Annotated in this window: 16 protein-coding genes; 1 reads left to right on the forward strand and 15 read right to left on the reverse strand. The window is 37.6% G+C overall.

All coding sequences use genetic code 11. From position 1 onward, the window contains the following. Positions 1 to 5 precede the first annotated feature (5 nt). The 14 genes from R2Q59_RS08010 to R2Q59_RS08075 all read right to left on the reverse strand — a co-directional run bounded on the left by R2Q59_RS08010 (position 6) and on the right by R2Q59_RS08075 (position 22,296). On the reverse strand, positions 6 to 3,236 hold the full coding sequence (locus tag R2Q59_RS08010; RefSeq protein ID WP_316785029.1) for a SusC/RagA family TonB-linked outer membrane protein: 3,231 nt from the start codon (positions 3,234 to 3,236) through the stop codon (positions 6 to 8). Positions 3,237 to 3,263: 27 nt separating this feature from the next. Beyond that, the gene (locus tag R2Q59_RS08015; protein WP_316785031.1) at positions 3,264 to 5,195 is read right to left on the reverse strand and encodes a fasciclin domain-containing protein; all 1,932 of its coding nucleotides are present in this window, start codon (positions 5,193 to 5,195) and stop codon (positions 3,264 to 3,266) included. Positions 5,196 to 5,619: 424 nt separating this feature from the next. Beyond that, a complete protein-coding gene (locus R2Q59_RS08020; protein WP_316785033.1) occupies positions 5,620 to 7,221 on the reverse strand; it encodes a sialidase family protein in 1,602 nt (533 codons plus the stop codon). A gap of 96 nt (positions 7,222 to 7,317) precedes the next feature. Further along, a complete protein-coding gene (locus tag R2Q59_RS08025) occupies positions 7,318 to 8,274 on the reverse strand; it encodes a 6-bladed beta-propeller (protein ID WP_316785035.1) in 957 nt (318 codons plus the stop codon). Continuing rightward, positions 8,267 to 9,502: an MFS transporter gene (locus R2Q59_RS08030; RefSeq protein ID WP_316767663.1), complete on the reverse strand. Its 1,236-nt coding sequence runs from the start codon at positions 9,500 to 9,502 to the stop codon at positions 8,267 to 8,269. Before R2Q59_RS08030 ends, R2Q59_RS08025 begins: the two co-directional genes overlap by 8 nt. A gap of 22 nt (positions 9,503 to 9,524) precedes the next feature. Then, positions 9,525 to 10,643 carry a galactose oxidase gene (locus R2Q59_RS08035; protein ID WP_316785037.1) on the reverse strand — a complete coding sequence of 373 codons (1,119 nt, stop codon included), beginning with the start codon at positions 10,641 to 10,643 and terminating at the stop codon, positions 9,525 to 9,527. Between the two features lie 76 nt (positions 10,644 to 10,719). Beyond that, a complete protein-coding gene (locus R2Q59_RS08040) occupies positions 10,720 to 11,658 on the reverse strand; it encodes a dihydrodipicolinate synthase family protein (protein ID WP_316785039.1) in 939 nt (312 codons plus the stop codon). 3 nt (positions 11,659 to 11,661) lie between these two features. Further along, entirely contained in the window at positions 11,662 to 12,441 is a 780-nt protein-coding gene (locus R2Q59_RS08045) for a phytanoyl-CoA dioxygenase family protein (protein ID WP_316767667.1), read from the reverse strand. A gap of 155 nt (positions 12,442 to 12,596) precedes the next feature. Continuing rightward, positions 12,597 to 13,313 carry a FadR/GntR family transcriptional regulator gene (locus R2Q59_RS08050; protein ID WP_316767669.1) on the reverse strand — a complete coding sequence of 239 codons (717 nt, stop codon included), beginning with the start codon at positions 13,311 to 13,313 and terminating at the stop codon, positions 12,597 to 12,599. A gap of 178 nt (positions 13,314 to 13,491) precedes the next feature. Further along, entirely contained in the window at positions 13,492 to 14,949 is a 1,458-nt protein-coding gene (locus R2Q59_RS08055) for a RagB/SusD family nutrient uptake outer membrane protein (RefSeq protein WP_316785041.1), read from the reverse strand. A gap of 21 nt (positions 14,950 to 14,970) precedes the next feature. Then, on the reverse strand, positions 14,971 to 18,318 hold the full coding sequence (locus R2Q59_RS08060; RefSeq protein ID WP_316785043.1) for a SusC/RagA family TonB-linked outer membrane protein: 3,348 nt from the start codon (positions 18,316 to 18,318) through the stop codon (positions 14,971 to 14,973). 82 nt (positions 18,319 to 18,400) lie between these two features. Then, on the reverse strand, positions 18,401 to 19,846 hold the full coding sequence (locus R2Q59_RS08065) for a sulfatase (RefSeq protein WP_316785045.1): 1,446 nt from the start codon (positions 19,844 to 19,846) through the stop codon (positions 18,401 to 18,403). Positions 19,847 to 19,874: 28 nt separating this feature from the next. Beyond that, the gene (locus tag R2Q59_RS08070; protein WP_316785047.1) at positions 19,875 to 21,020 is read right to left on the reverse strand and encodes a sialidase family protein; all 1,146 of its coding nucleotides are present in this window, start codon (positions 21,018 to 21,020) and stop codon (positions 19,875 to 19,877) included. Positions 21,021 to 21,147: 127 nt separating this feature from the next. Next, complete coding sequence (locus R2Q59_RS08075; RefSeq protein ID WP_316785050.1) at positions 21,148 to 22,296, reverse strand: sialidase family protein; 1,149 nt, start codon at positions 22,294 to 22,296, stop codon at positions 21,148 to 21,150. A 213-nt stretch (positions 22,297 to 22,509) separates the two neighbouring features. Between R2Q59_RS08075 and R2Q59_RS08080 the strand changes: the two genes are divergently transcribed. Beyond that, positions 22,510 to 23,748, forward strand: coding sequence for a sialidase family protein (locus R2Q59_RS08080; protein WP_316785052.1), 1,239 nt, complete (start codon positions 22,510 to 22,512; stop codon positions 23,746 to 23,748). Positions 23,749 to 23,823: 75 nt separating this feature from the next. On the opposite strand, the gene R2Q59_RS08085 is transcribed toward R2Q59_RS08080, so the two are convergent. Continuing rightward, positions 23,824 to 25,047: a sialidase family protein gene (locus R2Q59_RS08085; protein ID WP_316785054.1), complete on the reverse strand. Its 1,224-nt coding sequence runs from the start codon at positions 25,045 to 25,047 to the stop codon at positions 23,824 to 23,826. Positions 25,048 to 25,084: the final 37 nt, after the last annotated feature.

The raw sequence follows: 25,084 nt of genomic DNA on the forward strand, positions 1-25,084 counted from the left end.
TCAAATTAAAGTGCTACTCTAAATCCGAGTGTATATTGTCTTGCTGGTGCGGTATTGTTGTTATCTATACCGAACATATTTACTGTACCCGTAATTGGCACTTCAGGATCTACACCCAAATACTTTGTCCAGGTATACAGGTTGTACCCAGTAACAAATGCACTCATATTTCTTAAACCTATCCTACTAGTTAGTTTTTTAGCGAAATTGTAGGAAAGAGATACAGTTTTTAAACGGATGTAAGAAGCATCTTCAACCCATCTTGTAGAGGCATCATAGTTCCATTCTGCAAGTCGCTCTGCTCTTGGTATCTCGCTAATATCACCCTGTTTACGCCAGCGACTGGTTATTGATTGTGCCTGATTTCTTGAATCCGCCATCTTTTCAACGTTTTTACGGCTAAGGTTAATCACATCATTTCCAAATTGGTATTGTAAATTAACCTGAAGTTCTATATTTCTAAAAGTGAAACTATTGTTCCAGCCGCCAAAGGCTGTAGGATTTGCATCACCGATTTGTGCCTTATCTAGTGCATTGATGATACCATCGCCATTTAGATCTTTATAAATCATATCGCCACCCCTAAATTGGTGTCCGGTATTGGAACCGTAACGCATGTATTTAGGTGTTAATCCGTCAGCTTCATAAATAACATTACCCTGACTGTCTTTTAATATGGCATCAGCATCTGTTGGATATACACCCAATGCTTTGAAGCCATAAAATCCACCAATTACATCTCCTGCCTGAAGCTTAGAAGAAAAACCTTCTTTTGTAGATACAAATGATGCTTCATCTAGATTGGCTGGCAAACTCAATAATTTATTTTTATTGGTGGCTATATTGAAAAATGATTTCCAACGCAATGCCCTTTCGCTACCTTTTAGGATAGTAGCTGTGATACCAAACTCAAATCCGCTATTACGTACAGAACCAAAGTTTAGGTACTGTGTTTGAAATCCAGATGTAGAAGAGAGTGCTTCCTTTAATAAAAGATCAGTTGTTGTTCTAGAATAGTAGTCGATTTGTCCAGATACCCTAAAATTGAAAAGGCTCCAATCTACTCCGAAATTATATTCCGCGGTGCTTTCCTGTTTGATGTTATCGTAGGCAAACTTTGAAGGGTAGGTATAAGTATTACCTAAATATCCCGTACCAGTTGCATAGGCTACGTCGTAAAGATTTGTAACGTTTGGCAAATTACCGGTAATACCAAATGCGAATCGTGGTTTAATACTGTTGATCCATGCAGCTTTGGAAAGAAAACTTTCTTTAGACATTTCCCATGCAGCGCCTATTGCCGGAAAAACTTTGTATAGGTTGTCTCTTCCGTACCTAGAATCCCCTTCCATTTTTCCAGTTACAGTTAGAAAATATCTGTCTTTTAATGCATAATGTCCTTGCAAGAAAGTACCGATGTTTCTGCGTTCGCCAAAACCTCCTGAAGCATTTTCTATTACCGCAGATGCATCTGAAGAACGAAGTCGAGATGATGCACCATTGTTGTAGGTCATAATGGTAGAATTGTCCGAATCGCTGGTAATATTTAAAACTCCAGTAACGGTTAACCTATGATTGGTTTTATTAATGGCACCCCAGATCAACCTATTGTTATTGTTGATCATCAGCTGATGGCCTTCAGCTTGTAATCCCGCATTGTACAAAACTTCGCCAGGAAGGGCCGCAGTAGCATATCCAGGTAAAAAATACTCGTCGCCAGATTCCCTGAAATCTACACCAACCTGTGTGCGGAAGTCGAGATTTTTCAAGATATTGTAACTCAAAACTGTCGACGCCATAAACCTGTTTGATTTAGTAACGTAAGTTGAATAATCTATTACCGCCAGTGGGTTGTAACGAGCAGTATAAGAAACAGGATCGGTACGATCTACAAAGTAATCTAACCCAGTTTTTGAATAAACTGGATAGTAAGAACTGATTTCCCTAGCATACAATATTGGTGAAATCTCATTGTCTGTAAAATCAAGCGCACCGCTCTGATTAATTGGGTGTTCTTGTCCCCTTTTATCTGTAACCGAATTGATGTAAGATAAATCTGCAGATACTTTCAATTTATCTGAAACCTTATAATCTAAATTAAACCTGTTATTAAACCTATTGTAGCCTGTACCTTTGGTAGTACCATATTGTGTAGTATAACCTACGCCCCAATAGTAAACGATACGCTCACCACCCCCACTCAATGCGGTGTTATATTGTTGGTAATAACCATCTCTGGTAATCACATCCATCCAATTGGTATTGTTGTTATATTGCCAAGCATCAGCTCGGGTTAAATCGCCACGTAACTGTGGCAAAAAGCTACCATCATCTGCACCAGAACGATAACTTTCTATGGAAAATATCCGATTTTCATCTCCAGACATCATCGGGATAGTTTTTGGAACCTCAGTCATGGTAAGCTTAGAAGTAAGGGAAAATTCAGGTTTGCCCCTTTTACCTCTTTTTGTGCGGACTACAATTACACCATTTGCTCCTTTTGAGCCGTAAAGTGCTGTTGCGGAAGCATCTTTTAGGATATCAATTGATTCGATATCTGAAGGATCGATATCCCCAATTGGGCTGAAACCAAAATCTGTTATACTTGATACCTTATAATCGTTTCCAATTACTTCTGTACCATCTACCACCCAAAGGGGATCATTGATACCCGATATACTTGAAATCCCACGTATACGTACAGAAGCTGAAGCTCCAGGATTCCCACTGGCAGCTACAATTTGTAAGCCTGGCGCAGCACCTTGCATCAATTGTTCAACAGAGGTAACTGGCAAATTTTTTAATTCGGCAACATTTACCGATGTGATTGCACTGCTGCTCTCTTTTTTATCAATGGTGATAAAGCCCATATCGGCTTTTGTTGATCGTTGGGAAACAATCTTTATCTCATCCATCTCACTATATCCACCTTCCAATATAACCTCAAAGCTAGTTTTTGATCCAATTTCAAATTCCTGCTTTTTATAACCAACAAAAGAAAAAACTATTTTTTTCGCTTCAGGATTTTTCTTTAAGCGAAATTTACCATCCCCGTTTGTGGTTACTCCAGTTAGCACTAAATCATTGCGATTTACAAGCATAACCGTTACGCCAGGGAAAACCAACTTCTTGGAACCATCATAAACCGCCCCACTGATAACATCCGACTCTTGTGCATGGCCACGAAGAGCTAAACAACACAATAAACCGGCAAGAAAAAAAATATTTCGTAGCATTATATACATATATAAATTTGGTATAAACTAAAAAACCTGGTTAATTTTATGGACCACACCGTTTGATCCTTGTAGATTAGCTGTAGTTGGACTTACTGTTTTCCCTGAGACATTAGTGGCTTTAAAGTTTTCCCAGGCACCGGCTATGGTAATAAAATTGCCAGCTTTGTCTGGCACGTTGCCTTGAAAAACCCCATCAGTAAATACATATCGGTTTGGGATGATATACTTACTAACAAAAGTTTTCGCTTGATCTGCAGTCATTGCTGGTACAGAAATACCCGCAGCTTGAATTGCGGTATTTGGTGGCGCAAGAATGGTGTAGGTAAAAAAGCCAGTAAGATTTAACTCGCCAGTAAGTCCAGATTTGATCAGCGCATCTTTAAATAACGATAGTTGCGTATCCTTTTCTACCAATGCATAAACCGTCCTAGTTAAATCAAGTTTATTCATAGGGGTAAGAAAACCATCAATTTCGAATATTGAGCCATTGATACGCTCCCAAGTAGACTGCGTTTTCAATAACGAGACCGATTTCCCTGTATAGTCGATAAACTTTCCATTTTCAAAAAGTATATAACCAAACTCGGTTGGATAATATCTTCTTCTAAGTCCACCATCTTTTCTTACATCGATGTTAAGGATACCAGTTCTGCATTGCTGCATTCTTAAAGCCAATGCGTCAACATCCATATCTTCTGCCAATGGGAATCCCCATGAGGCATCTGGTTGTACTAATATGGTTTTATCGCTATGCTGATAAAGCAATCCATCGGTTAATCCGTCTTCTAGCGTTGTTTTCTCAAACATCACGTTCCACTGCCCATAAATTCTTTTTTTCATGTATACTCCACCTTCCACACTGTGAAGCTTAGGTGGTTCGATAAACTTGTTTACCTTATATATTATACCATTACTTGCGGGTACCGATCCTACTATGGTTGGTCCTATTTTACCAATAATTTGTGGGTAGGTTGTGGTACGAAGTTCTGGATTGTTTCTAACGATATCGCTTTTATACCATGTATCTCCAAGAAGTGTAGCCCTAAGAATTTCTGTTTTTATAATTTTAGGCAAGGAATCAATTGTATTGTAAAGGTCTGGCAAATAAGGTTGGAAATAGCTCATGACTACTTCGTTTGTAGGCGCAAAAAATGTAGACAATACACTTTCACTAGCAATATTTCGACTTAATGAATATGATTTATAGAGTGTTGTATCTACTCTACCAAATTCATCTTTAGGACCAAGCACATAAGTTACGTGTGCATTTAACCAAGAGTTAAAAATAGAAATCTGAGGATCGGCGGCAATTGCCAAGTCCATTCGTGGTTGAATGGTAAGAGACGTTTCAAGTACATGAATCACGCCATTACTGGCATCAATATCATATTTTGTATCAGAAATTTTAGCAGTCTCCACCATAAAACCTCCTCCTGCTTGGTTAAATAAGGTTTTATAATCGTCTTGTTGTAGATTGAAGAAAGAAGGTGTAAATATTCTTATAGACTTAGCGGGTATCAGGTTCTCTGCACGAGTAGTATAATAGGTTGCTTTTGTAGGATTAAGTCCTCCCACAGCATCTTTATATCTTTTTTCTATATCATATTTGTAATACATCCCATTAATGAAATGGCTGTTTACAAACTGGCGTAAAATAATTTCGGGAACAACATCAATTGAAGCATAACCCTTATTTTTAAAATATTCAAGAACCTGATCGTTTTTTGGGGCTAAACAAGTGTAAATTGCGCTCTCACCAAGAGTTTTTCTTAAACCAAGCTTATCAATAAGTTTTACAAACTCAGAGAATTCTTGGTCTTCAGCCAATATCTGCACGATATTTTTATCTATGCGGTTAGAAGGATTATAATGTTCATCGAATTCCTTTGAACAGGATATGCTAAATATGGTTAGAAAGACGCATAGGGCTACTAAGTAGCGATTATTTTTTTTCATCCCGTTTAAAAGTTGCTGGAATATTTGAAAAGTTTACCATTTACGGCAAGCTTTCTTGTTCATTCAGCATTGATTAATATATGATACAGTTTATTTTGGTTTCGCAAATATGCCTTTTAGATATCGTCCTTATGTAGGACATATTTACATAATCAAATATAATAACATATTATTTGATTATCCAAATTATATTGTAATAAAATGCAGATTAATTTAATGTTAATCACAAACAGCTTAGCAGGTTAGCCTAACTAAGTACTAAATGCTATTTATATCATTTTAAAAGGCAAATAAGCTATTTTTGGTTTAGTTTTTAAGTCTGTTATCAGGAGTTTTACCCACATTTATATTAGTTATCCAAGGGCTTTGAATTAACATAACTAAGGTGTTACATTGCGTGAAAACAGATTGGCTGGCGATAACCTTAATTGGAAAGAAGATCTTTCAATTTAATTGCTTGAAATATAATGTCTGCCTGGCTACTTTCATAAAAAATTCCTATGGTTTCTTTATCAATACTTGTTAAACAAGAATAGCCCCGTCCACTGAAATCATCAAGGCGAATTACTTTATTTGATGGCCAAGTCATTCCATTGTCTAAGCTCTGTTTAATACTAATCCTATTTCTGGTTGTTTTTGAATCTGGATTTGAAAACAAGAGTAAAGACTTTTGGTGTCCATCTTGTAGATAATCGTGACGAATTAAACTGGCCATACACCCTGGTTCAATTAGCGCATTCCTCGAAGTTGGATGAACCGACCATGTTTCACCTAAATCTTTTGTGATAGACATTATTCTTCCGTTGCCAACCATTCTGCCCTTATTAGCCCCCGACCGCATGGTTAGTAAAATTGAGCCATCTTCTAATTCTGCAGCCATATTTTCTGTTGTTGATTCGACAGAAGCTGGATTACTAGTCTTCCATGTTTTTCCTTGATCTTTACTATAGGTTATATTTGAAAAACCTTTGCCTTTTTTATCCCTTCCCTGTGTTGGAAAAACAAGTGTTCCATCTTTTAATGTAATACCATGACCTGGTGCAGGAGCTAACAACCACCATTCTTCTCTTTTAATCATTTTTGTTAGGTTAACTGGCTTAGACCAAGTTTTCCCATCATCGGTACTTTTTACAATCATGAATTGAGAAGTTTCTTTTACCCCAAAACCTGGCTGTGAGCCTTTGGTCTTCCACTGATGATTCCAGTCGGTGCTCTCATTGGTAAGGTTTTCCAACCATTTACCTTCTTCATTTATTACACCATGCATCCACAAACCAGCTATATATATGGCATTGCTGTTTTTATCTACCAAAATGCAAGCGTCAGACACTCCATTAAATTTTTCAGGTAATCCGCCCCACTCTCCCATATCCATGGCAATTTGTAATGGCTTCCAGGTATTTCCTCCATCCTCACTTCTGTGGATACCTATATCTATATTTCCTTGCAAGTCTCTACCACTATCACGGCGAGCATCAAAAGTGGCAATTAACGTTCCTTTGTTTGTGGTAACTAGACCAGGAATGCGAGAGGTATGAATGCCATCTTGCAGATAAGTTCTAACAGCAACGCCTAAACGTTGGCGAAGCTTATCTTGACTCGCCGATGGCTTTATTACTGAGCCATTAACATCAACTTCAACAACTTGTGCATCTACAAGGTTATTTAAACCTGCGGTTTCGTTTAGTTCATAAGAAACCCAAAAATAGTTGTCGCCCTTTACTAAAAGCTGATCGCTCTTTAAGGTAATTTCATTTTTTATTGTAGATGTGGACGATATGAGTTTGCCTTTGCCAGACATTGGATTACCTGGTACAGAATCTTTTCCGTAGTAAAATAAACGTATCGTTTTAATTTCTTTAAGCTCGGTAGTTCCATTAGTGCTTAGCACAATGTGGTTTATCTTTTCTCCCTCTTCTACATTCGATAACTTTATCTTAATTATTGGATTGTTACTTTTCCCTTTTAATACAGGGAGTTGATATTGTGATACCTCAACTTGAACTACTGGTGTAAATGACTTCAAAAAAAGACACAGGAAAAGACAAGAAATTTTAAAACAGTTCATTTTTATAATTTGTAATTCTTAATAATCAATTCATTTAAAAGATGATGTTGCCTATTAAACTCTTATTAGCTTAACAGGATAAACCTGATTTGAATTCCACTGAGGCACATACAAATTCTCATCATCATCTACACAAACATCATGTGGATGTATAAAATGTCCAGCTAGTTTTTGTTGTGGCAACAGTACTCCATTTTCATAAATCGGTTCAGTAGCTCCAGGCGAAGAAATTACTTGATTATGTTCATCTAGTATAGTTAAATACCCTGAACCAAAATTCTGATTATCACCTGAGCGAAAAACTGCTGCATAAATGTTGTTACCCTTTACAACTGGTCTGCATACAAATGAACCAGGCATATCAATTGTTCCTAAATATTCTCCAGTAAGAGAAAACTGTTTGAAGGCATTTTGATTTCTTGAGGTTACTAACAGGATATTTTTATCCGCATTGCGATTATCCAAAGCAATTCCGTGAGCACAATCTAAATTGGAAGGCCCATCACCCCTACCACCAAAATGCCTGATATATTCACCTTTTGCATTGTACTGAATTACAAATTGCAATCCGTAACCATCTGTTACATAAATATCGCCATTGGGCATAATTAAGGTTTCAGTTGGTTTATACGTAGCTGCATTTTCGTAATCAGTTATCTCCTTCGGATAAGGAATTTCCATTACTACCTTTCCAGCTAAAGTTGTCTTTGCGACAATACTTCTGGCCGTATCAGTGATATAAAGAAATTCTTCTCCGTTTTCATTGTGTAAGGTTAAACCGTGACCACCCGGATAATCGTGTCCCCAAGAACCCATCACTTTACCATCCTTGTTAAAGATGATTACATTATTTGTGGTTTCATTGCCCAGCATGTACAACAAGCCGTTAGCAGCCATCACCATCTCATGGCAATCTTTTAAAGGCAATTTTTGGTCTTTGCCAGCTACCCAATCTTTTTTTACACGATATTGGTAGCCATTATGACCTACAATCTCATCAACACTAGGCATTTTTCTTTATTTTAATAGCCAAAAGTGATAGTGTAGCAATCAGCATCAGCAGAGCCGATACCTGATATACAACGGCAAGATCAACTTTTGCATCTTTAAGAGCGCCACCAACATAAACCATGATACCACCAACAATTGTGCTGATAAAATTTAGGAAACCATATCCAGTAGCGATGTACCTGTTATCAGCGATCTGACGGAGAACAGGCATTAAGTTGGCATCATTTATTCCTCTTGCTATTCCAAATACGAACATCGCTAAAATGGCAACGGCAAATACTGTTGTAGATGACATTAAGAATAAAAATGGAGCGCCCACACTAAAGCCAATAACAATCATATATATCCTGCTTTTTTTGTTCTTTGCAAACCAACGATCTGCCAATATCCCTCCTAAAATCACCCCTACGAAAGAGCCGATTTGTATATAACCTGTTGCAGAGAAACCTGCTTTTCCTGGGTCAAGGTGAAAATGTTCTTTTAAAAAAGTAGGCAACCATCCATAAACCAACCAGTTTGCCATACCAAGTACACTAAAATAAAATAGTAACACTAAAAAAGATTTAGCCTTAAAAAGATTTTTCATCGAACCCCATAAGGAAAGTCGAGGTGAAAGATCAGCTTCACCATCTTCAGCTTCGCCATCTACTGTTTTCTCTACATCTTTAAGGTAATAAAGAAGGAAAATTGAATAAAGGATCCCAAATACGCCAAACACTTGAAAACCTGATCTCCATCCATAAAACTCTGCAATGTAACCTCCAAGTCCACCAAATGCCAGACCAGCGTATAATCCACTCATGTGCAGACCAGTAGCTAAAGAACGTGTTTTTCCTCTGTGGTAATCTGTAATCAATGCCAAAGCAGCGGGAATATAACAAGCTTCACTTAGCCCCATAAAAAACCTAGAGGCCAACATTTCCTCAAAAGAAGAGGTAAAACCTGTCCACAACGTAACAGCCGACCAAATGGAAACACTGAATATGATTACTTTCTTGCGACTGTATTTATCGGCCAAAAAGCCACCAAAAGGGCTCAATAAACCATACGACCATAAAAAAACTGAGGTAAGTAAGCCAAATTGAGCATCGGTAAGTCCGAATTCACTTACTATAGGATCTCTCATCGAAGTGATCATGATCCTATCAAAATAGTTAAGGAAGGCAACTACCCAAAGTAGTGCCACAAGACCCCAAGCGTAATATTTAGAAGGTGTTGTATTAGTCATTATAATTTTTTTTTAATAATTATTATTGATGGATAGTAACGGTGATTACTCTTGGCGTTCTTATAGCTGGCCTCACTTCACCAGATGGGAATACTAAAAGGTTATTCCACATAACAAGCGATGAGGTAACAGCTGGCCAAATGCTTCCATTGGGATTAGAGCTTGCATCTGCCTTAATTTCTTTATGGATTTTACCTGCAACAGACCATTGTTTGGTTTTTACATTAAAGGCTAGTATTTGATCTGAAAACCCAGGATGTTTTTCCTTGAGCCCTGCTGCTTGTTTTGCCAGTGAACCATCATCGCCACCAAAAACTAACAATGAATTTCCGTTTGCATAAGCAGGGCCAGGAGCTGCCACTACTGCCTTTGGCAGACTGGTTAGTTTTTTCCATCCCTTTCCTGGCTCATAAGAAAAAGCATCAGTCAAGTATTTCCGCTCTAATTCGCCAGCTGCGTTTTTAAACAAATTAGTTCCACTAAACAGGTAAAATTTACCTGAACAACTTCCAGCCACGGCTAACATTCTAGGTTCTCCCGGCCAAGTTTCTAACACATTCCAAGTCGCTTTATTACCTTTGGCTAAGTCAATGTTATAAAAAACACTAGCTGCCTCTTGAGCATCAGGCTTTGCCAAACCTCCAGCAATATAAAGTTTACCTTTTACCAAAGCACCAGACATGTTCGCCAATGGCTGAGGCAAATCTCTCAATTTTTCGATGTGAAGCTCGCCTTTATGGTAGGAAATGGCATATACTTTTGCCGAATGCCCCAATTCATTGCTACCACCCACACAAATCATTTTTCCATCTATGCTAACTGCAACACCATAACCCATCGGCTCTGGTAGTTTACCCACCAATTTCCACTCGCCATCTGTTTTATCTAAGGCAAAAACTTTATCTGTCCACACCTTTTTTGAACCTGTCCAGGGAGCTCCCCCGTCTGGAAAATTCGCACCACCCGCGACAATTAGTGCACCACCAGTAACTCCGCTAAAAGAACCGGCGAAGCCAAATTTATCTGGAATAGCAGGAAGTTCTCCCCAAGTAAAAGATTGATTTTTATTTAATGTTTGTGCATCTGAAAATGTAATTGTGGAAGTGAGCATGATCAATAGTAAAATTTTTAAATATTGCATTTTATATGTATTTAAGCTGATGTTGTGTTTTGCAAACATCCATCAAATCTTTTTATTTTCTTTATTTATGCTGGTTTCATATTTCATTGAGCAAGAAACGTGGCATTAATTGTTCAGCTTTTTTTCTAGCAGCTAAAACATCAGCTTCTGGTATCCATTTGTATGGCCATCTTAATCGTGTAGGCAATTCGCACCAACCGCCAACTGCAGCAAGAAATTTATCTAATGCAGGATTTGAATAGCCCATTTTTTGATAAGGCGATATACATTCTGCGAAGAATTCAAGTATAGTATTTTCGATTTTTAATGCTTCTTCTAAATCAGTTTGCATCAGATGCCACATTTTTTGAGCAGCTACAGGGTTAATGCAAGCTACATTAGAATAGGCACCATCGGCTATGCCAGATTTAACTCCTTTGGCTAAAAAATGTCCTGGAACAAATACTGATAAATGTGATGCAAATTCTTTCATTTCCTTAACCCAAGTTTCGTCTTTGCTTAATACTTTTATTCCAATAAGCGTAGGTACGTTTTCCTTGAATACGTGGAAATCTTTTGGCTGTAATTCTAATTTCGCATGAGGCGGATTATAAAGCACCAAGGGGATTCCTTTTGCATTTGCTTCAATTCTATTTAAAAAGGAGAGTTGTTCTTCTTCTTTGGCGGTTACCCAATCTGGTAGAATAACCTGAAAAGCATCTGGCTTTAAATGAACAGCTCTTTTTATTCTTTCTAATGAAATAATTGGCGAGGGATGGCTGCAACCAATTTGAAAACGCATACCTGCTAGCCTACATTTTGCAGCCAATAACTCGCTGATTTGATCAAATTCTGCCTCTGTTTGATTATGAAATTCTCCTGCTGTTCCATTTGAATAAATTCCATCAACCCCAAATGAGATTAATTTGTCTATTTCTTGTCCCAATAAACCAAAATCTATGGAATCATCGGCAGCTATGGGAAGTAGCAAGGTAGCCCAATTACCTCTTAAGTTAGTTGCGGTAAGCTTCTCCATATATTATAAATCTGATTCAAAAGCCTCAACTTCAGGGAATTTGGTTTTACCTTTTACTAGTTTACCTAGTCGGGGTTTGCTATTATTGTATACTTCAATAGCATCCGCATCTGCGTACCTTAGAAAAAGAATTCTACGGTCTCGATCGGCAGAATAGTTTCCATCAGATTTATGCAACATCCAACAGTTGAAGATTAACACATCTCCCGCTTTCATTTCCATTGGGATGGCTAAACTTTCATCAGCTTCTACTATAATTTCAGAACCACTTTTTTTCTGTTCTTCATTTTGTTCTACCCTAATTTGGCCATCTTTATGACTGCCTGGAATTAGCCATAAACAGCCATTACCCTTATCTGTATCATCTAAAGCGGTTAAGGTAGTTAATGCATTATAAGGTTCAAGTTCGCCATAACCATTGTCTTGGTGCCAACCAAATGGTTTTGTATTGCCACTCATTTTAAAGGTAAGTTGAGAAGTTGCACCCTTAATATTTGGACCAATTAATTGCGAAGCAATATCAACTAGCGGTCCATTGAAATAATAGGCTTTTACTGTTGGAGATTTATGATGAATATTAACCAACAATGAGTTTTGAAGCCAACTCTTGTTTGGATCGAAAGATTCTTTCTCTTTGGCCCAAGCTTCCATTGCTTCAGACTGCATTTGTGCCAATCCGTTTGGGCTTAAAATAGCTCTGATTACCAGATAGCCATTCTCCTTAAAAAAATCGAGCTCGCTATCGGTTAGCCTCTTATAGTTAAAAAGGGTTTCCAAGTTCATATCGTTTATATTTGTATTACACCTATTTGGTAGGCTTTCTCTGCCGCTTATAAGATCATCATCATCTCAATCAGCCGCTAAACAAATATAACAATAAATCATTATGTACTACATAAAAAATTAATATTTTTTAATACTTTTTGTACCTTATGATGTTATCCGTTCTTTTTAATATCCTGAAGGCGCTCGAAATGTGGCTTGAGGTGTTCGTACATTCCTTTTTTGAATTCTTCCTTATTACCAGACTTTAAGATGTTTACCAAATCTTGATGGGTAACAGCTCCCGATTTGTATTCGTTTTCCTTTTCGTTCTGCAACACATAACCAAACACTGGAAGTAGCATATTTTGGAAACGTTTCAAGGTATCATTTCCTGCCATTTCGTAAAGCTTGCCATGGAAGGCAACCTCGTTTACAATACGGAATAGTTCTTTATTGTTCTTTTTTTCGTTGGCTACTATTTTTTCCAACTCAAGAATGCTTTTTTCGTTAAGATTTAAAAAAAGCACTTCTGCTAAGCCCATTTCTAAGATTAATCTAAGTTCGAACAAATCTTGTAACGCATCCGGACTTATGATTAGCGGATCCATTACACGTTCAAAACCGCCCAAAACATCAGGACTAGATAAAATCATTCCTCTTTTCTTTTTTGTTTCGATGATACCTAGCATTCTTAGTCTACTGAGCGCTTCACGAAGCACATTCCTACTCACACCCAAAGCCTCTGCTAATTCTTGCTCTTTTGGTAATGCATCTCCTGGGACGAATGATTTCTTTTTGAAATAATCCCTCAGTTTTAACTCCACAATGTCGGCCATTGTATCTGTAGGGATTTTTGAAATATGTGTACTTAAATCATTTACTAATGCCATGCGTTTAATTTAATTCTCAAATCAAATATAAGATTTTATGCCCTACAAATATATTTAATTTTGCAATGTGACTAAGGTTGATTGCCTATTAATGATTTTGTTGGCTGGTTAGCCGTTTAATGAAAAAGAGTGATGTACATCAAGATAATGCCATCACTCTTTTAGTATTAGTTAATATCTAGGGTAGATATCCCTCAGTTTGTTTTAATTTCGGATTGGCAGCTAATACACTAACTGCAAGTGGCCAGTACAATGGTGTTGTTTTTCCCACAAGATTTGGTACATAAGTGTAAGCATTAATTGTTCCACCTGTATGGAAACGAACAATATCATACCATCTTTTATTCTCAAAGAAAAGCTCTCTTCCACGCTCATCAAATATTGCTCGCTCAACACTTGCCTTATCGGTTGCACCTGTGTACAAGCCATTCCCTGCTCTTAAACGAACTTTTTCAAGCGACTTAATGGCTTCTGCAGTATTATTTAATCCAGCGTATGCTTCTGCTTTAATTAAGTGAATATCTGCTAAACGGAAAATAACCACATCATTATCTGAAATCCTGTCATCAGCATACTTATTTCCTGGTAATTTGGTAATCCACGCATATTTTTGTGTAGTACCTTGGCGCTCGATGATAAATGTAAAAGGAATACGTTTGTCGGTAGCAGTCAAACCACTAAATAATCCACGACTTTTAGTTGTAATTTGATAACTGCCCAATCCATTTGTAGAAACTTCGGCAACTGGAATACTATCTAAGTTTGCAGCACCAGCAACTACCGATCTAAATGGCAATGCATTAAGCGCATAGTTGGCACCAATTTCATCCCTTTGATAATAAGCAGAAAGGATAACTTCATTATTTGCTTTTACCGTGTTCACATCTCTAAAGTTAGCTAACAACGAAACGCCAGATGTTTCTACTTCTGTTGCAGCAGTAACAGCATCATTAAATGCAGTAGCTCCCCCACCCAAAACTTTTGCATTCCATAAAGAAGCTTCAGCTTTAAGTGCTTGTGCTGCACCATAAGAAAAACGATATTTAGAAACATAAGTTTTTTCAGGGAAAAGGCTAATCGCCATATTTAAATCTGCCATGATTTGCACCATTACATCTGAAGCTTTTGACCTTGGCAATAAAGGCACATTTTCATCGGTTATGGCTTGGAGCATCAATGGAGTATCGCCAATAATGCGAACTAAATAAAAATAGAAGTAAGCTCTTTGACTATAAGCTTCAGCCATTAGGCGATTTTTAGTAGCCTGATTAGCAAACTCAAAAGTTTTAATTTTCTCTAACAAAAGGTTACAATGCCCAATGGCACTGTAAAAACTACCATAATTAACAGCACCAACAGTAGGGCTCAATATTTGAGACCAAGCAGTTGATAAACGTGCATTGAAAGCATTGGTTAGCTCTTCACTACGTTCTGTACCGTATACAATATTGTTGGCAAAACTGCGCATTGGCACATAAATTCCAGTAACATAGGGTGCAAAGTCTCCTTCACTTTTAAAATACACCTGATCTGTAATTTGCGATTCAGATTTTACATCGAGTAATTTCTCACAAGATGTAAGTGACACCGTTAATGTGGCAACCAGCATAACGGTTATATATTTACGTAACATCATATCTTTATAAATTAATAGTGATTAAAAACGCAATGAAGCGCCGAAGGTAAATTGTCGTGGTAATGGATAACCTCCTGGATCAAAACCTGTTGTTGTTTCTGGATTTAGTCCTTTGTAAGCAGATAAATAGCCAATGTTACTTACACTTGCAAAAAGAGTCATACCAGTAGCATTTATCTTTTTCATAAAGTTTTTTGGCAGATCATAGCTGAGGTAAACCTCACGGAATGCTAAATAATCGCCTTTGCTGATCATTGTACTTACATCAGAAGCATAGGCGCTACCTGTCCAATCGTAACGGATGTAATTTCTTTGGCCAGTATCATAATCTTGAAAAGAGAAACGGGCGTATTTTTTTCCCTCATCACCTGGTTTTTGCCAAATATCTGGACCCAATGCTTCTGAAGGTGCTCCCTCGTTAAAGGCACGACCAGTTCCCAAAGCACGAGCAAGCGAACCGTCACTAATTACATGGCCTAATGCAAAATCAAAGTTTACACGCATGCTAAAATTCTTATAGGTAAAGGTATTTTGCATCCCTCCAACTTTGTTAGGGGTGCGGTAACCTACTTTCACCATATCACGCGTATCAATGATGTTGTCATTGTTAAGATCTGCAAACTGATAATCTCCTGCATGCTTGCCATTAGTAATACCAGCCGGAGATGCAGAGCGATCTACTTTTCCCCAAGCCTGTGCTTCTGCTTCTGTAGAGAAAACCTTTTCTACTTTATAGGCATAATAAACGAAAGGACGTTCTCCTTCTGCATAACCTCCTACTTCAATCACTTTACCGGCTGCAGCATCATAAACAGAGCCTCCACCTTGACGATTTTTATCTCTTCCATTACTAGGCAGCTTTAATATCTTTTGGGCGTTGTAATTGAATGAAAAATTCGTTCTCCAAGAAAAATCGCGGTTTTTTAACACAGTTGCACCCAATTCTATATCGATACCTTTATTCTGTAAAGTTCCATTATTGTATACAATTGATGAAAACGGAGATTCCAGTGGCAATGGTTTCGAATCAAGCCTATCTTTAGTTAATTTATTATACCAATCTAAGGTTAAATCAATCCTGCCATTAAAGAAACTAGTTTCTAATGCAATATCTGTGGTTTCTGTAGTTTCCCATTTTAGATTTGGATTGGCTAAAGAAGCACGTAAAATACCTGGCGATTGTGCATAAGCATTGGCATTATAGTTACCATAAGTATCAGTTAAGCTTAAGTCTCTAGAACCTGCTTGCCCCCAACTTGCCCTCAGCTTCATAGAACTAATTGCCTTAACATTCCAGAAACTTTCTCTATGAATGTTCCAACCTAAGCCTGCCGAGGGAAATAAAGCATATTTGTTATTTGGTGCAAAGTTCGAAAATCCATCATAACGCAATACTCCAGATAGTATATACTTACCATCAAAATCGTAGTTAAACTGTCCGAATAAACTGGCAGATTTATCCAACCTCAATCCCGTACCCAATTGCGTAACGTTGGTAACTACCGCACCATTAACTGTAGTAACTGTAGGTTCTTCAATGGTAACAATGTAATCATTGGTAGCACGTTGTGTACCTACATCAATTGTATTTACATTGTTTTTGGTATAGTTAAATCCAGCCAAGGCCATAAAGTTATGCTTATCTTTTATCTTGAAATTGTACTGTAATATTTGGTCAATCATTAATTGACGCATATCATTTACGTTTTCATTCTTTTGTCTTGAGGTAGCGAACTGAATAGCACCAGGAAATGCTTTACGAGAAAATATGGTTTTATCGTTATCAATTACATAAGACATTGCTGGTTTAAAGTGAAGTTGAGGAATGATTTCCCAATCTGCATCTACTCTTGAAATGGCTCGTTCTGTAGAAACACGTGTATCATCGTACATTAAGGTATGAAATCTGTTTCTTGCAGTTAACACTTCCCCAGCTAACGGTAAGCCGCCATCATCAAACAACCTAATTAATGGAGTTATCCTTGTTGCACGAACTAAATCGTTGGTATATCCAGCTACATAATTTGGCAATACATTTTGGTAATTCAACATCGCATTAACCTGAATATGATTCGATGCCTTGAAAGAAAAATTACCCAATGCGCTATAACGTTTATAGTTGGTGCCCACAAACGTTCCTTCTTGGTTAACATAGTTGAGGGATATATTGTAACTGGCATCAGTACCACCACCATCAACACCAATGTTGTAGTTGTTTGAGTGCCCAGTATTCCACAACAAATCTTGATAATTGTTATCAGCATACAACAACTTAGTTCCAGGATTTGCCGGATCGTCCATTGTCATCCAACCATTTGCCAATAAATTGTCTACATAATTTTGCCCTTCTACACTCACAATATTGTTGTAAAGTGCGGTTAGGTTGATATTAGAACCATATTGCCCTTTTGCAGTATATACTCTTGTTCCAGCAGAAAAACCACCATTGTTTAAAAGCAAATTCTTATCATAAGGATCTGTGGTGTTTTTTACGGTAGTTCTGGCTAACCTTAAATAATCAGTTGCATTTAAATAATCATAGCCCCTAGCTTGAGTTTCTAGGTTAGAGCGATAATTAAAGGTAATATTAGCCTTTCCGCTATTGAACTTTCCTCCTTTTGTTGCAATTACAATTACACCATTTGCCCCCCTAGCTCCATAAGGCGCAGTGGAGGCAGCATCTTTCATCACTTGCATCGAAGCAATATCATCTGGATTGATATCTTTTAGCGTACGGAAAACCCCATCAATAATTACTAATGGACTACCTGCATCACTACTTAAAAAGTTATTTCCATTCGAATTACCTGTACCAGTACTATAGGCATTTAGTTTCGAGCTTCCTCGGATGATAATGTTGGGAGGTGCGGCACCTGGCTGACCATTACTTACTGGAATAGATACACCTGCAATTTTACCACGAAGCGCAGCAATTGGACTGGCATTAGCTGTATTTTCAAGCTGTTTGGTATCTAGCTTAGAAACCGCAGCCGTTGTTTTTGCCTTCGATTGTTGCGAATAACCTACAATGATTACATCATTAAGCGATTTAGCCTCTGTAACTATCGTAATGTTTAAGGTAGTTTTACCATTTAATGGTGCTTCAACAGCTGTATAGCCAATTGATGTAAATGTTAAAATGGCGTTAGCTGGAGCCTGAATAATATATCGACCATTTTGATCGGTCATCACACCTGTGGTAACTCCTTTTACCCTTACACTAACTCCAGGAACAGGTAAATCCTTGTTAGCAGGGTCTTTTTCGGAAACTATTCCGCTTACAGTTATTTGTCCACCTGTTTGCGCCTTGAGCATTAATGGCCCCAAGAGCATGATGAACATGACAAAGTACTTAAGTTTTATTTTCATACTATTTTAATTGGTTAGATTATTAAATATTAATGTACTACATAATTGATTTTAAATTCTTTACACAGCTTTTCGCCACTTACTAATTCAATCTATAAGTTGATATTTGTTTGCTGAAGCCAATGATTTGCTTCTTGTATTTTGCGTCAGCTACCACATTATGATTTTCTGCTTGATCAGTACGATAATCATAAAGCTCACGAGCTAAAACCTTATTGGTTTGTAGTTCAATCCACTCTGTGTAACTAAAATTTGCGGTGTGAATGGTATAGCCCATTATTGCTGGTCTATTGGTGTATGCCATTTGATTTGGAAATTGACTAAAGGCTACGCCACTCCCTGTAAAAGGCTTTCCTTTGATAATTTTAGCAAAACTTTGTCCATCTGTATCGGGCTTTTGCAATCCGCAAAGCTCACTTAATGTGGCGTATAAATCAACAAGCTGAACAACCGAACTTGATTTTTTGCCAACAGCTAATTTTTCTGGGTCAGCGATGATGAGTGGTACTCTTGTGTCTAACTTCGAATTGGTGGTTTTACCCCAAAGCCCATGTTCTCCTAGATGGAACCCATGATCACTGAGCAGAACGACAATTGTATTTTTATCTAAATTGAGTCTTTTTAACTCATTTAGCACTTTACCTACTTGCTCATCCATAAAAGTTACCGAAGTATAGTAGCCTTTAATAAGCTCTGCAGATTTTTTCTCGTCAATTGGTCCAAGATCTGGAATATCGGTATAACCTCTTAATTCTACGGAGTTGTGTTTGGAGAAATCGGGCACCTTTGTTGCTTTTGCTGTATCTGGCGATAAGGGAAAAATCCGATTTTGATTCTTTTTCCAATAACTTAGTGGGGCAGTAAAAGGCAAATGAGGGCGACGAAATCCAACGGCCAAGAAAAAAGGTTTGTTACCAACTTGATTAAGTTCTTTTATAGCTGCGTCAGCAACCATCCCATCTATATAGGCACTATCAGCAACATCTGCCCATTCTGTAGCGGTAGACTTTGGAGCTTTAGCTAAGTTTGATTCTAAAGCATATTTACCTTTATTAGTGGTTACAGCCAACAACTCAGGTACACTCCAAGATAATGGATCTTGTGCTACTTTGGGGTCGTGGTAAATTTTCCCAATCTGCCTGGTGTAATAACCATTGTTTTTAAAATATTGAGGCAATGTAACTACGTTTGGCAACGCTTTCCTGAAATGTGTTTCTAAATTCCAAACCTGCGTGTGATCTGGCTTTTTACCAGTCATAAAAGATGCCCTAGATGGTGCACATACTGCCTGCTGACAATAAGCATTTGTAAATAAGGTGCCATTAGCAGCCAACTGGTCTATATTGGGCGACGAAGCATTTTTATCGTCATAACTGCCTAATGCTGGTCGTAGATCATCAACAACAATGAAGAGTACATTGGTTTTCTTCTGCGCCAACACAGGAATAGCGAACAGGACCAGATAAACAAAACAACCGCATCGAAATAACAGTAAGCTAAGTTTTTGTATAAATTTAAAATCGGTCATCTTTTAAATGTTGCGACGTTATTTCTAATTATGGTTTTGTGGCTTCTTTTAAATTGATCAACTGAAAGGCAATACCTTCATAAGGTTTTTCTATTCCTGCCTCATACAAAATACCCAATCCCTTGTTTTTATAGGTTGTAATATCAGAATAAGCGGCTGGTCCAGCATGAATAACTTTTGCATTTGTCCAAGAAGTTCCTTCATCAAAACTTGTGCGTAGGGTTAAATTCATTCTTTTGGTTTTGTGTGCTGGGTTGATAAAAAACAACACTGGCTTTTTACCAATTGCACTATTCAATAAACTACCCTGACAAATAGGTTCTACAAGTATGCTATCCTTTCTCACATCAGACCAAGTTTGTCCGCCATCATTACTTATACTAGTATGTCTTTGTTTTATTGTTCTATCGGCATTACGCATATTCAACATTAATCTACCATTACCAATTTCCGCAACTGTGGTTTCATTCATTTGATCTTGTGGCGTATTGTTACCTAGCTTCCAAGTATCACCATGATCATCAGAATAAATAATGTTAGCAAAATTCTTTTTGGCAGGCATTTCCACATGGTTAACGGGCACAACTAGTCTGCCTTTATATTGTCCATTTGCAATTTGTAACCCATGGCAAGGACCTGTTGCATACCATGTCCAGTTATTCATTTTAACACTACTAGTGATTTCTTTTGCTGAAGTCCAGGTTTTGCCATCGTTGTCAGAATGTTGTACATAGACCTGGCGACCTTTTTGGCTGCTTAAATCTATGATTTGTTTCTCATGGTCTGTTCCTAAATTCCAACTAGTCACCAATAGGATTCTACCATTTGTTTTATCCAAAATTGAAACCGGATTACCACAAGTATTGGTTGAGTCACTTCGAACCACCTGCAATTCAGACCAATTTTTGCCACCATCAATGGAGCGTCTTAGGACTATATCTATATCACCAGCATCACCACAGTTAAGTTTACGAGCCTCTGCAAATGCAAGCATTACATTTTTAGAAGTTGTTAATAATGTTGGGATGCGGAAACAAGCATATCCCCCATCACCAGGTTTATAAATAAAATTAAGCGGTATAGTAACTGAAGATTGGGCAAATGAAGATTTGATGGAAAAAACCCCAATTAAGCCAATCATTAATATAGCAAAGCGATTTAGGAATATATTCATTGCAAGATTTAAATTTGGTTGGTGCCCGATAATCAATCAGGTAGCTAGAACAAATATATAATAATAAATCATTATGTAGTACATAAAATTAATTTATTACCTACGATGAGAGATATTTTCTCTTATATTATTTACTAATTAGATCTCTGATTTTAACTGTTTTTAATACAATGCGATAGTTTCTACTTACCGTTTCATTAGATTCATAAAGGCAATAAATCTCGCCCTTCTTTCCTACAGCCAAATCTGAATAACCTGCAAAACCTGCGTCCAATATTTTTTTTACTGTCCAATTCTCACCATCATCGAAGCTAACTTTAGCTGTAAGGTTTTTACGTGGTATTTTAGGGTCGTTCTGGGTATCAGGATTAACAAAAAGTAAAGCTGTTTTACCATCAGTCCCTTGGTTTGGCAATTTAATTAAGCTGGCCATGCAAATGGGTTCATAAAGTTCTTCATCAAAAGTTGGCACTGTCCATTTTGTAGCACCATCTGCACTATAACTTATACCCCTTCTTCGAATATCAGTTTCATGCCTAATGTTTAACATCACTCTTCCATCATTTAATTGAACTGCTACCGTTTCACTTGGATTTTTAAAGTTTGGATTATTGATTGCAATGATATCTCCATTTTGCCATGTCTTACCTTGGTCATCACTATAAATGGTGGCAATGCTAGATGGACGATGACTTTTATGCGGTAAGAGTTTATCTGAATCTGCTAACCAAATAGGCACCAATAACCTTCCATTTTGCAATTGTATAGAATGCCCAGGACCAGGGGCTAATACTTTCCAGTTATAACTTGCTTTAAATTTCTCAAAAGCATAAGTTATGTCGGTTGGCGGAGTCCATGTCTTACCATCGTCTGTAGATTTAATATAAAATGCCTCTGCATAACCACGTTGGTATAACAAATGGATTGTACCATCACTACCTACAATTGGCGTGGCGTTACTAGTTGGCTCAATTCCCCTTCTTGGCGCTACAATTTGCTCTGCTGCCCAGGTTTTACCACCATCAAAGCTTCTTTTTAACACGATATCCATTTCTGCCCAATCACTTGCACTTGCAATTCGACCTTCACAAAAAGCTAATAAAGTTCCTTTTTTAGATACAACTAACGCGGGAATACGCATTGAAGCGTAGGCACTTCCCTTAGGTTCAAAAACGGTAACCGTGGTTGATTCACTACTATTTTGCATACGAACTTTGCATCCAGCAATGCTGATGAAAAACACAAAACAGATTAAATAATGGAGCGGCTTAAGCATTAGGGACTTCATACTGGTAAAATATTTGGTTTAAATTATTCCTACATAAACACATTATGTACTACATATCAAATGTGTTGCTTTTTTTAATAACTTCCAAATTTTATCGTAAATATTACATAATTTTTATGTCCTACATAACTATTTATTTATATTTGATATATGTACCAAGTATCTTCCAGCCCACCTAACAAGGGCATAATCTTTTCACAAATGACAAAGCTATTTCTATGCCTTACCTACGCATTGATCTTCATTTGCCACCCTTCATTTGCACAAGAAAAATCTGAAAAACCATTTATCAAACAAACACTTGTTTTTCCTTTTGCAGAAAAAAACAAACCTAATTATAGAATTCCTGCCATAGTTAGCACAAGCAATGGCAACCTCTTAATTTTTGCAGAAAAGCGAAGGAAAAGCGTTGCAGATGTAGGTTATACAGACATCATTATGACTCGAAGTACAGACAATGGCGCAACTTGGGAAAAGGAAGTTTTATTATTTGGTGGCAATAACGAATCTCATGCTGATCCAACTACCCTTGTAGACCGAATAAACAAAAAAGTATATCTTTTCTTTTTGAGGGATAAAAAGCAATTCTACATGATGTATACGATGGATAATGGCAAAAGTTGGAGTACGCCAAAATCTATTCACAATGAGGTAACAAAACCTGAATGGGATAGTTACAGTGGTTCTACTAATCGGGTAAGTTCACCTCCAGACTCTATTAGCAAAGCTGAGGACTGGAAGCAAAATTGGCAACAAAGTTATGGTATTGGCCCAGGCAATTCGGGCATCCGCTTAATTACAGGAAAAAGAAATGGAAGATTGCTTGTTCCTATAAGGCGAAAAAATGCTACCCACGTAGTTTATAGTGATGACAATGGCACATCGTGGCAGGTTGGCCCAGTTGCTGTAGAAAGAGCATCGGAAGCACAATTAATAGAATTAGCCAATGGCGATGTCATGATAAACGCTAGAAATGGAAACACTACTGATAGCACCAATATTAAACGGATCGTTAACATCAGCCATGATGGCGGTGATACCTGGGGCAAAAGTTACCTCGATAATAATTTGGAAGAAACTAGTTGTAATGCAGCCATCATTCGTTTATCATCCATGAAAGATGGAGGCCAAAATCGCCTGCTATTTTCCAATCCAAAAAACAATGTAAGAACCGCAAAACATCCTTATGGACGTATTAATATGTCGGTACGTTTAAGTTATGATGAAGGCAAAAGCTGGCCAATTAACAAGACAATCTATCCATATACTTCGTCTTATTCTTCACTGGTTGTACTAGATGATCAAACCATTGGGATTGTTTACGAGAGAGGAAAGGATGCAAAAACGCCTTACTATTGGGATGAATTATGGTTTGCACGCTTTAACATCGAATGGTTAACCGATAGTAAAGATTTTAGAAAGAAAAGTGATACTAACTAGGTTCATAGGGTAGCTAAAAAGAAAAGGCAAGATCTAAAAATCTTGCCTTTTCTTTACAATTACTTAAGTTTTATATTAAGGTTCTACTGAACCATTTAAAATCCATGGTAAGTTAAATTTATGGAATTCTATAGAACGGTTACTCGTTGCCGAGCTAGCAGTGTTTTCATTGATTTCAATCAATGCACCAACCATATTATCAGCCGTTTTAGCCATACTTGAATAACCACCCTTTCCCTGATCAATAGCTTGTTGCTCTGTTAAGTTATCAAAAATCCTGCGACTTATTGGCCAACTGCTTCCTTCATTGTAACTAATCCTCACCCTCATTTTTCCTCTGGTTTCTGTACTGGCAGAATTGAGGAACATGATTCGGTTAGGGCTGTCTGTATACCTAAGTACGGAAGCCTGACAAGCTGGATCAAGCAGTTCATCATCAGCGGTCCAACTTGGGAAACTTGTAATTGTCCCATTAGAAATTCTTCTTCTTTTAGATAATTCCCATTGGCTACCTACGGCTCTGTCGTTACGAATTAGACCACCGTTTAGTTTTTCTAGCACTGTTCCCTCGCTGGTTCCAGATGGCAAGGTTTGATAAGCCCAAGTCTGTCCATGATCATCACTATAAATATTTCTGCCAATAGCAGGAATAATTAACCTACCTGTTGCTCCTGTTTTGTTCTTTTGCGCACCAACACCTGGCCCCATCGCGTCCCAAGTTTGTCCGGGTGGCAATAAGGTAGCAGTTAAATCTAATGGGGTTGACCAACTTGAACCATGGTTATCGCTGTATGAAGCGTATACTTTACGTTCTCCCCAACTGTCTATAGGTTGATAACCATCCGTTCCAGACTGATTATGTACATCATCATTCCATGACATAAATAGCCATACTCTACCATTTGATTGATCTACAACAGCCGTTGGGTTTCCCCAAGTACCCGGACCAACGCCAACTACTTCGCCCATGGCAGACCAAGTAGCACCATTATCTGTTGATCTTTTGAAAACTACATTGATATTGCCATAATCCTTATTGTCCGACATTCGTCCTTCTGCAAAAGCTATCAATGTTCCATTAGTGGTCCTGATTAGGGATGGAATGCGAAAAGAATGGTACCCACCAGTACCACCATCAAAGATTTTTGCCTGTTCATGCACTTGTGTAGCAGCCAAAGCCTGAACCTGTGGTTCTTTGTCTAATAGCAAATTACTTTCTTGGAATTCTTGTTGTTTAGCACAGGCCATGAAAGTCAATAGTCCAAATCCAACAAAGCTTAGTTTAATTTTCTTGTTCATACGATTATATTTGGGTTAGGTTAAAATTATTACCAAA

This window comes from Pedobacter frigiditerrae, from assembly GCF_032678705.1.
GTDB lineage: Bacteria > Bacteroidota > Bacteroidia > Sphingobacteriales > Sphingobacteriaceae > Pedobacter > Pedobacter frigiditerrae_A.

Bases quoted from the DNA above. Each gene is read 5' to 3' on its own strand.
- R2Q59_RS08010 (WP_316785029.1), bottom strand. From the start codon at position 3,236: ATGCTACGAAATATTTTTTTTCTTGCCGGTTTATTGTGTTGTTTAGCT.
- R2Q59_RS08015 (WP_316785031.1), bottom strand. From the start codon at position 5,195: ATGAAAAAAAATAATCGCTACTTAGTAGCCCTATGCGTCTTTCTAACC.
- R2Q59_RS08025 (WP_316785035.1), bottom strand. From the start codon at position 8,274: ATGCCTAGTGTTGATGAGATTGTAGGTCATAATGGCTACCAATATCGT.
- R2Q59_RS08030 (WP_316767663.1), bottom strand. From the start codon at position 9,502: ATGACTAATACAACACCTTCTAAATATTACGCTTGGGGTCTTGTGGCA.
- R2Q59_RS08035 (WP_316785037.1), bottom strand. From the start codon at position 10,643: ATGCAATATTTAAAAATTTTACTATTGATCATGCTCACTTCCACAATT.
- R2Q59_RS08040 (WP_316785039.1), bottom strand. From the start codon at position 11,658: ATGGAGAAGCTTACCGCAACTAACTTAAGAGGTAATTGGGCTACCTTG.
- R2Q59_RS08045 (WP_316767667.1), bottom strand. From the start codon at position 12,441: ATGAACTTGGAAACCCTTTTTAACTATAAGAGGCTAACCGATAGCGAG.
- R2Q59_RS08050 (WP_316767669.1), bottom strand. From the start codon at position 13,313: ATGGCATTAGTAAATGATTTAAGTACACATATTTCAAAAATCCCTACA.
- R2Q59_RS08055 (WP_316785041.1), bottom strand. From the start codon at position 14,949: ATGATGTTACGTAAATATATAACCGTTATGCTGGTTGCCACATTAACG.
- R2Q59_RS08060 (WP_316785043.1), bottom strand. From the start codon at position 18,318: ATGAAAATAAAACTTAAGTACTTTGTCATGTTCATCATGCTCTTGGGG.
- R2Q59_RS08065 (WP_316785045.1), bottom strand. From the start codon at position 19,846: ATGACCGATTTTAAATTTATACAAAAACTTAGCTTACTGTTATTTCGA.
- R2Q59_RS08070 (WP_316785047.1), bottom strand. From the start codon at position 21,020: ATGAATATATTCCTAAATCGCTTTGCTATATTAATGATTGGCTTAATT.
- R2Q59_RS08075 (WP_316785050.1), bottom strand. From the start codon at position 22,296: ATGCTTAAGCCGCTCCATTATTTAATCTGTTTTGTGTTTTTCATCAGC.
- R2Q59_RS08080 (WP_316785052.1), top strand. From the start codon at position 22,510: ATGACAAAGCTATTTCTATGCCTTACCTACGCATTGATCTTCATTTGC.
- R2Q59_RS08085 (WP_316785054.1), bottom strand. From the start codon at position 25,047: ATGAACAAGAAAATTAAACTAAGCTTTGTTGGATTTGGACTATTGACT.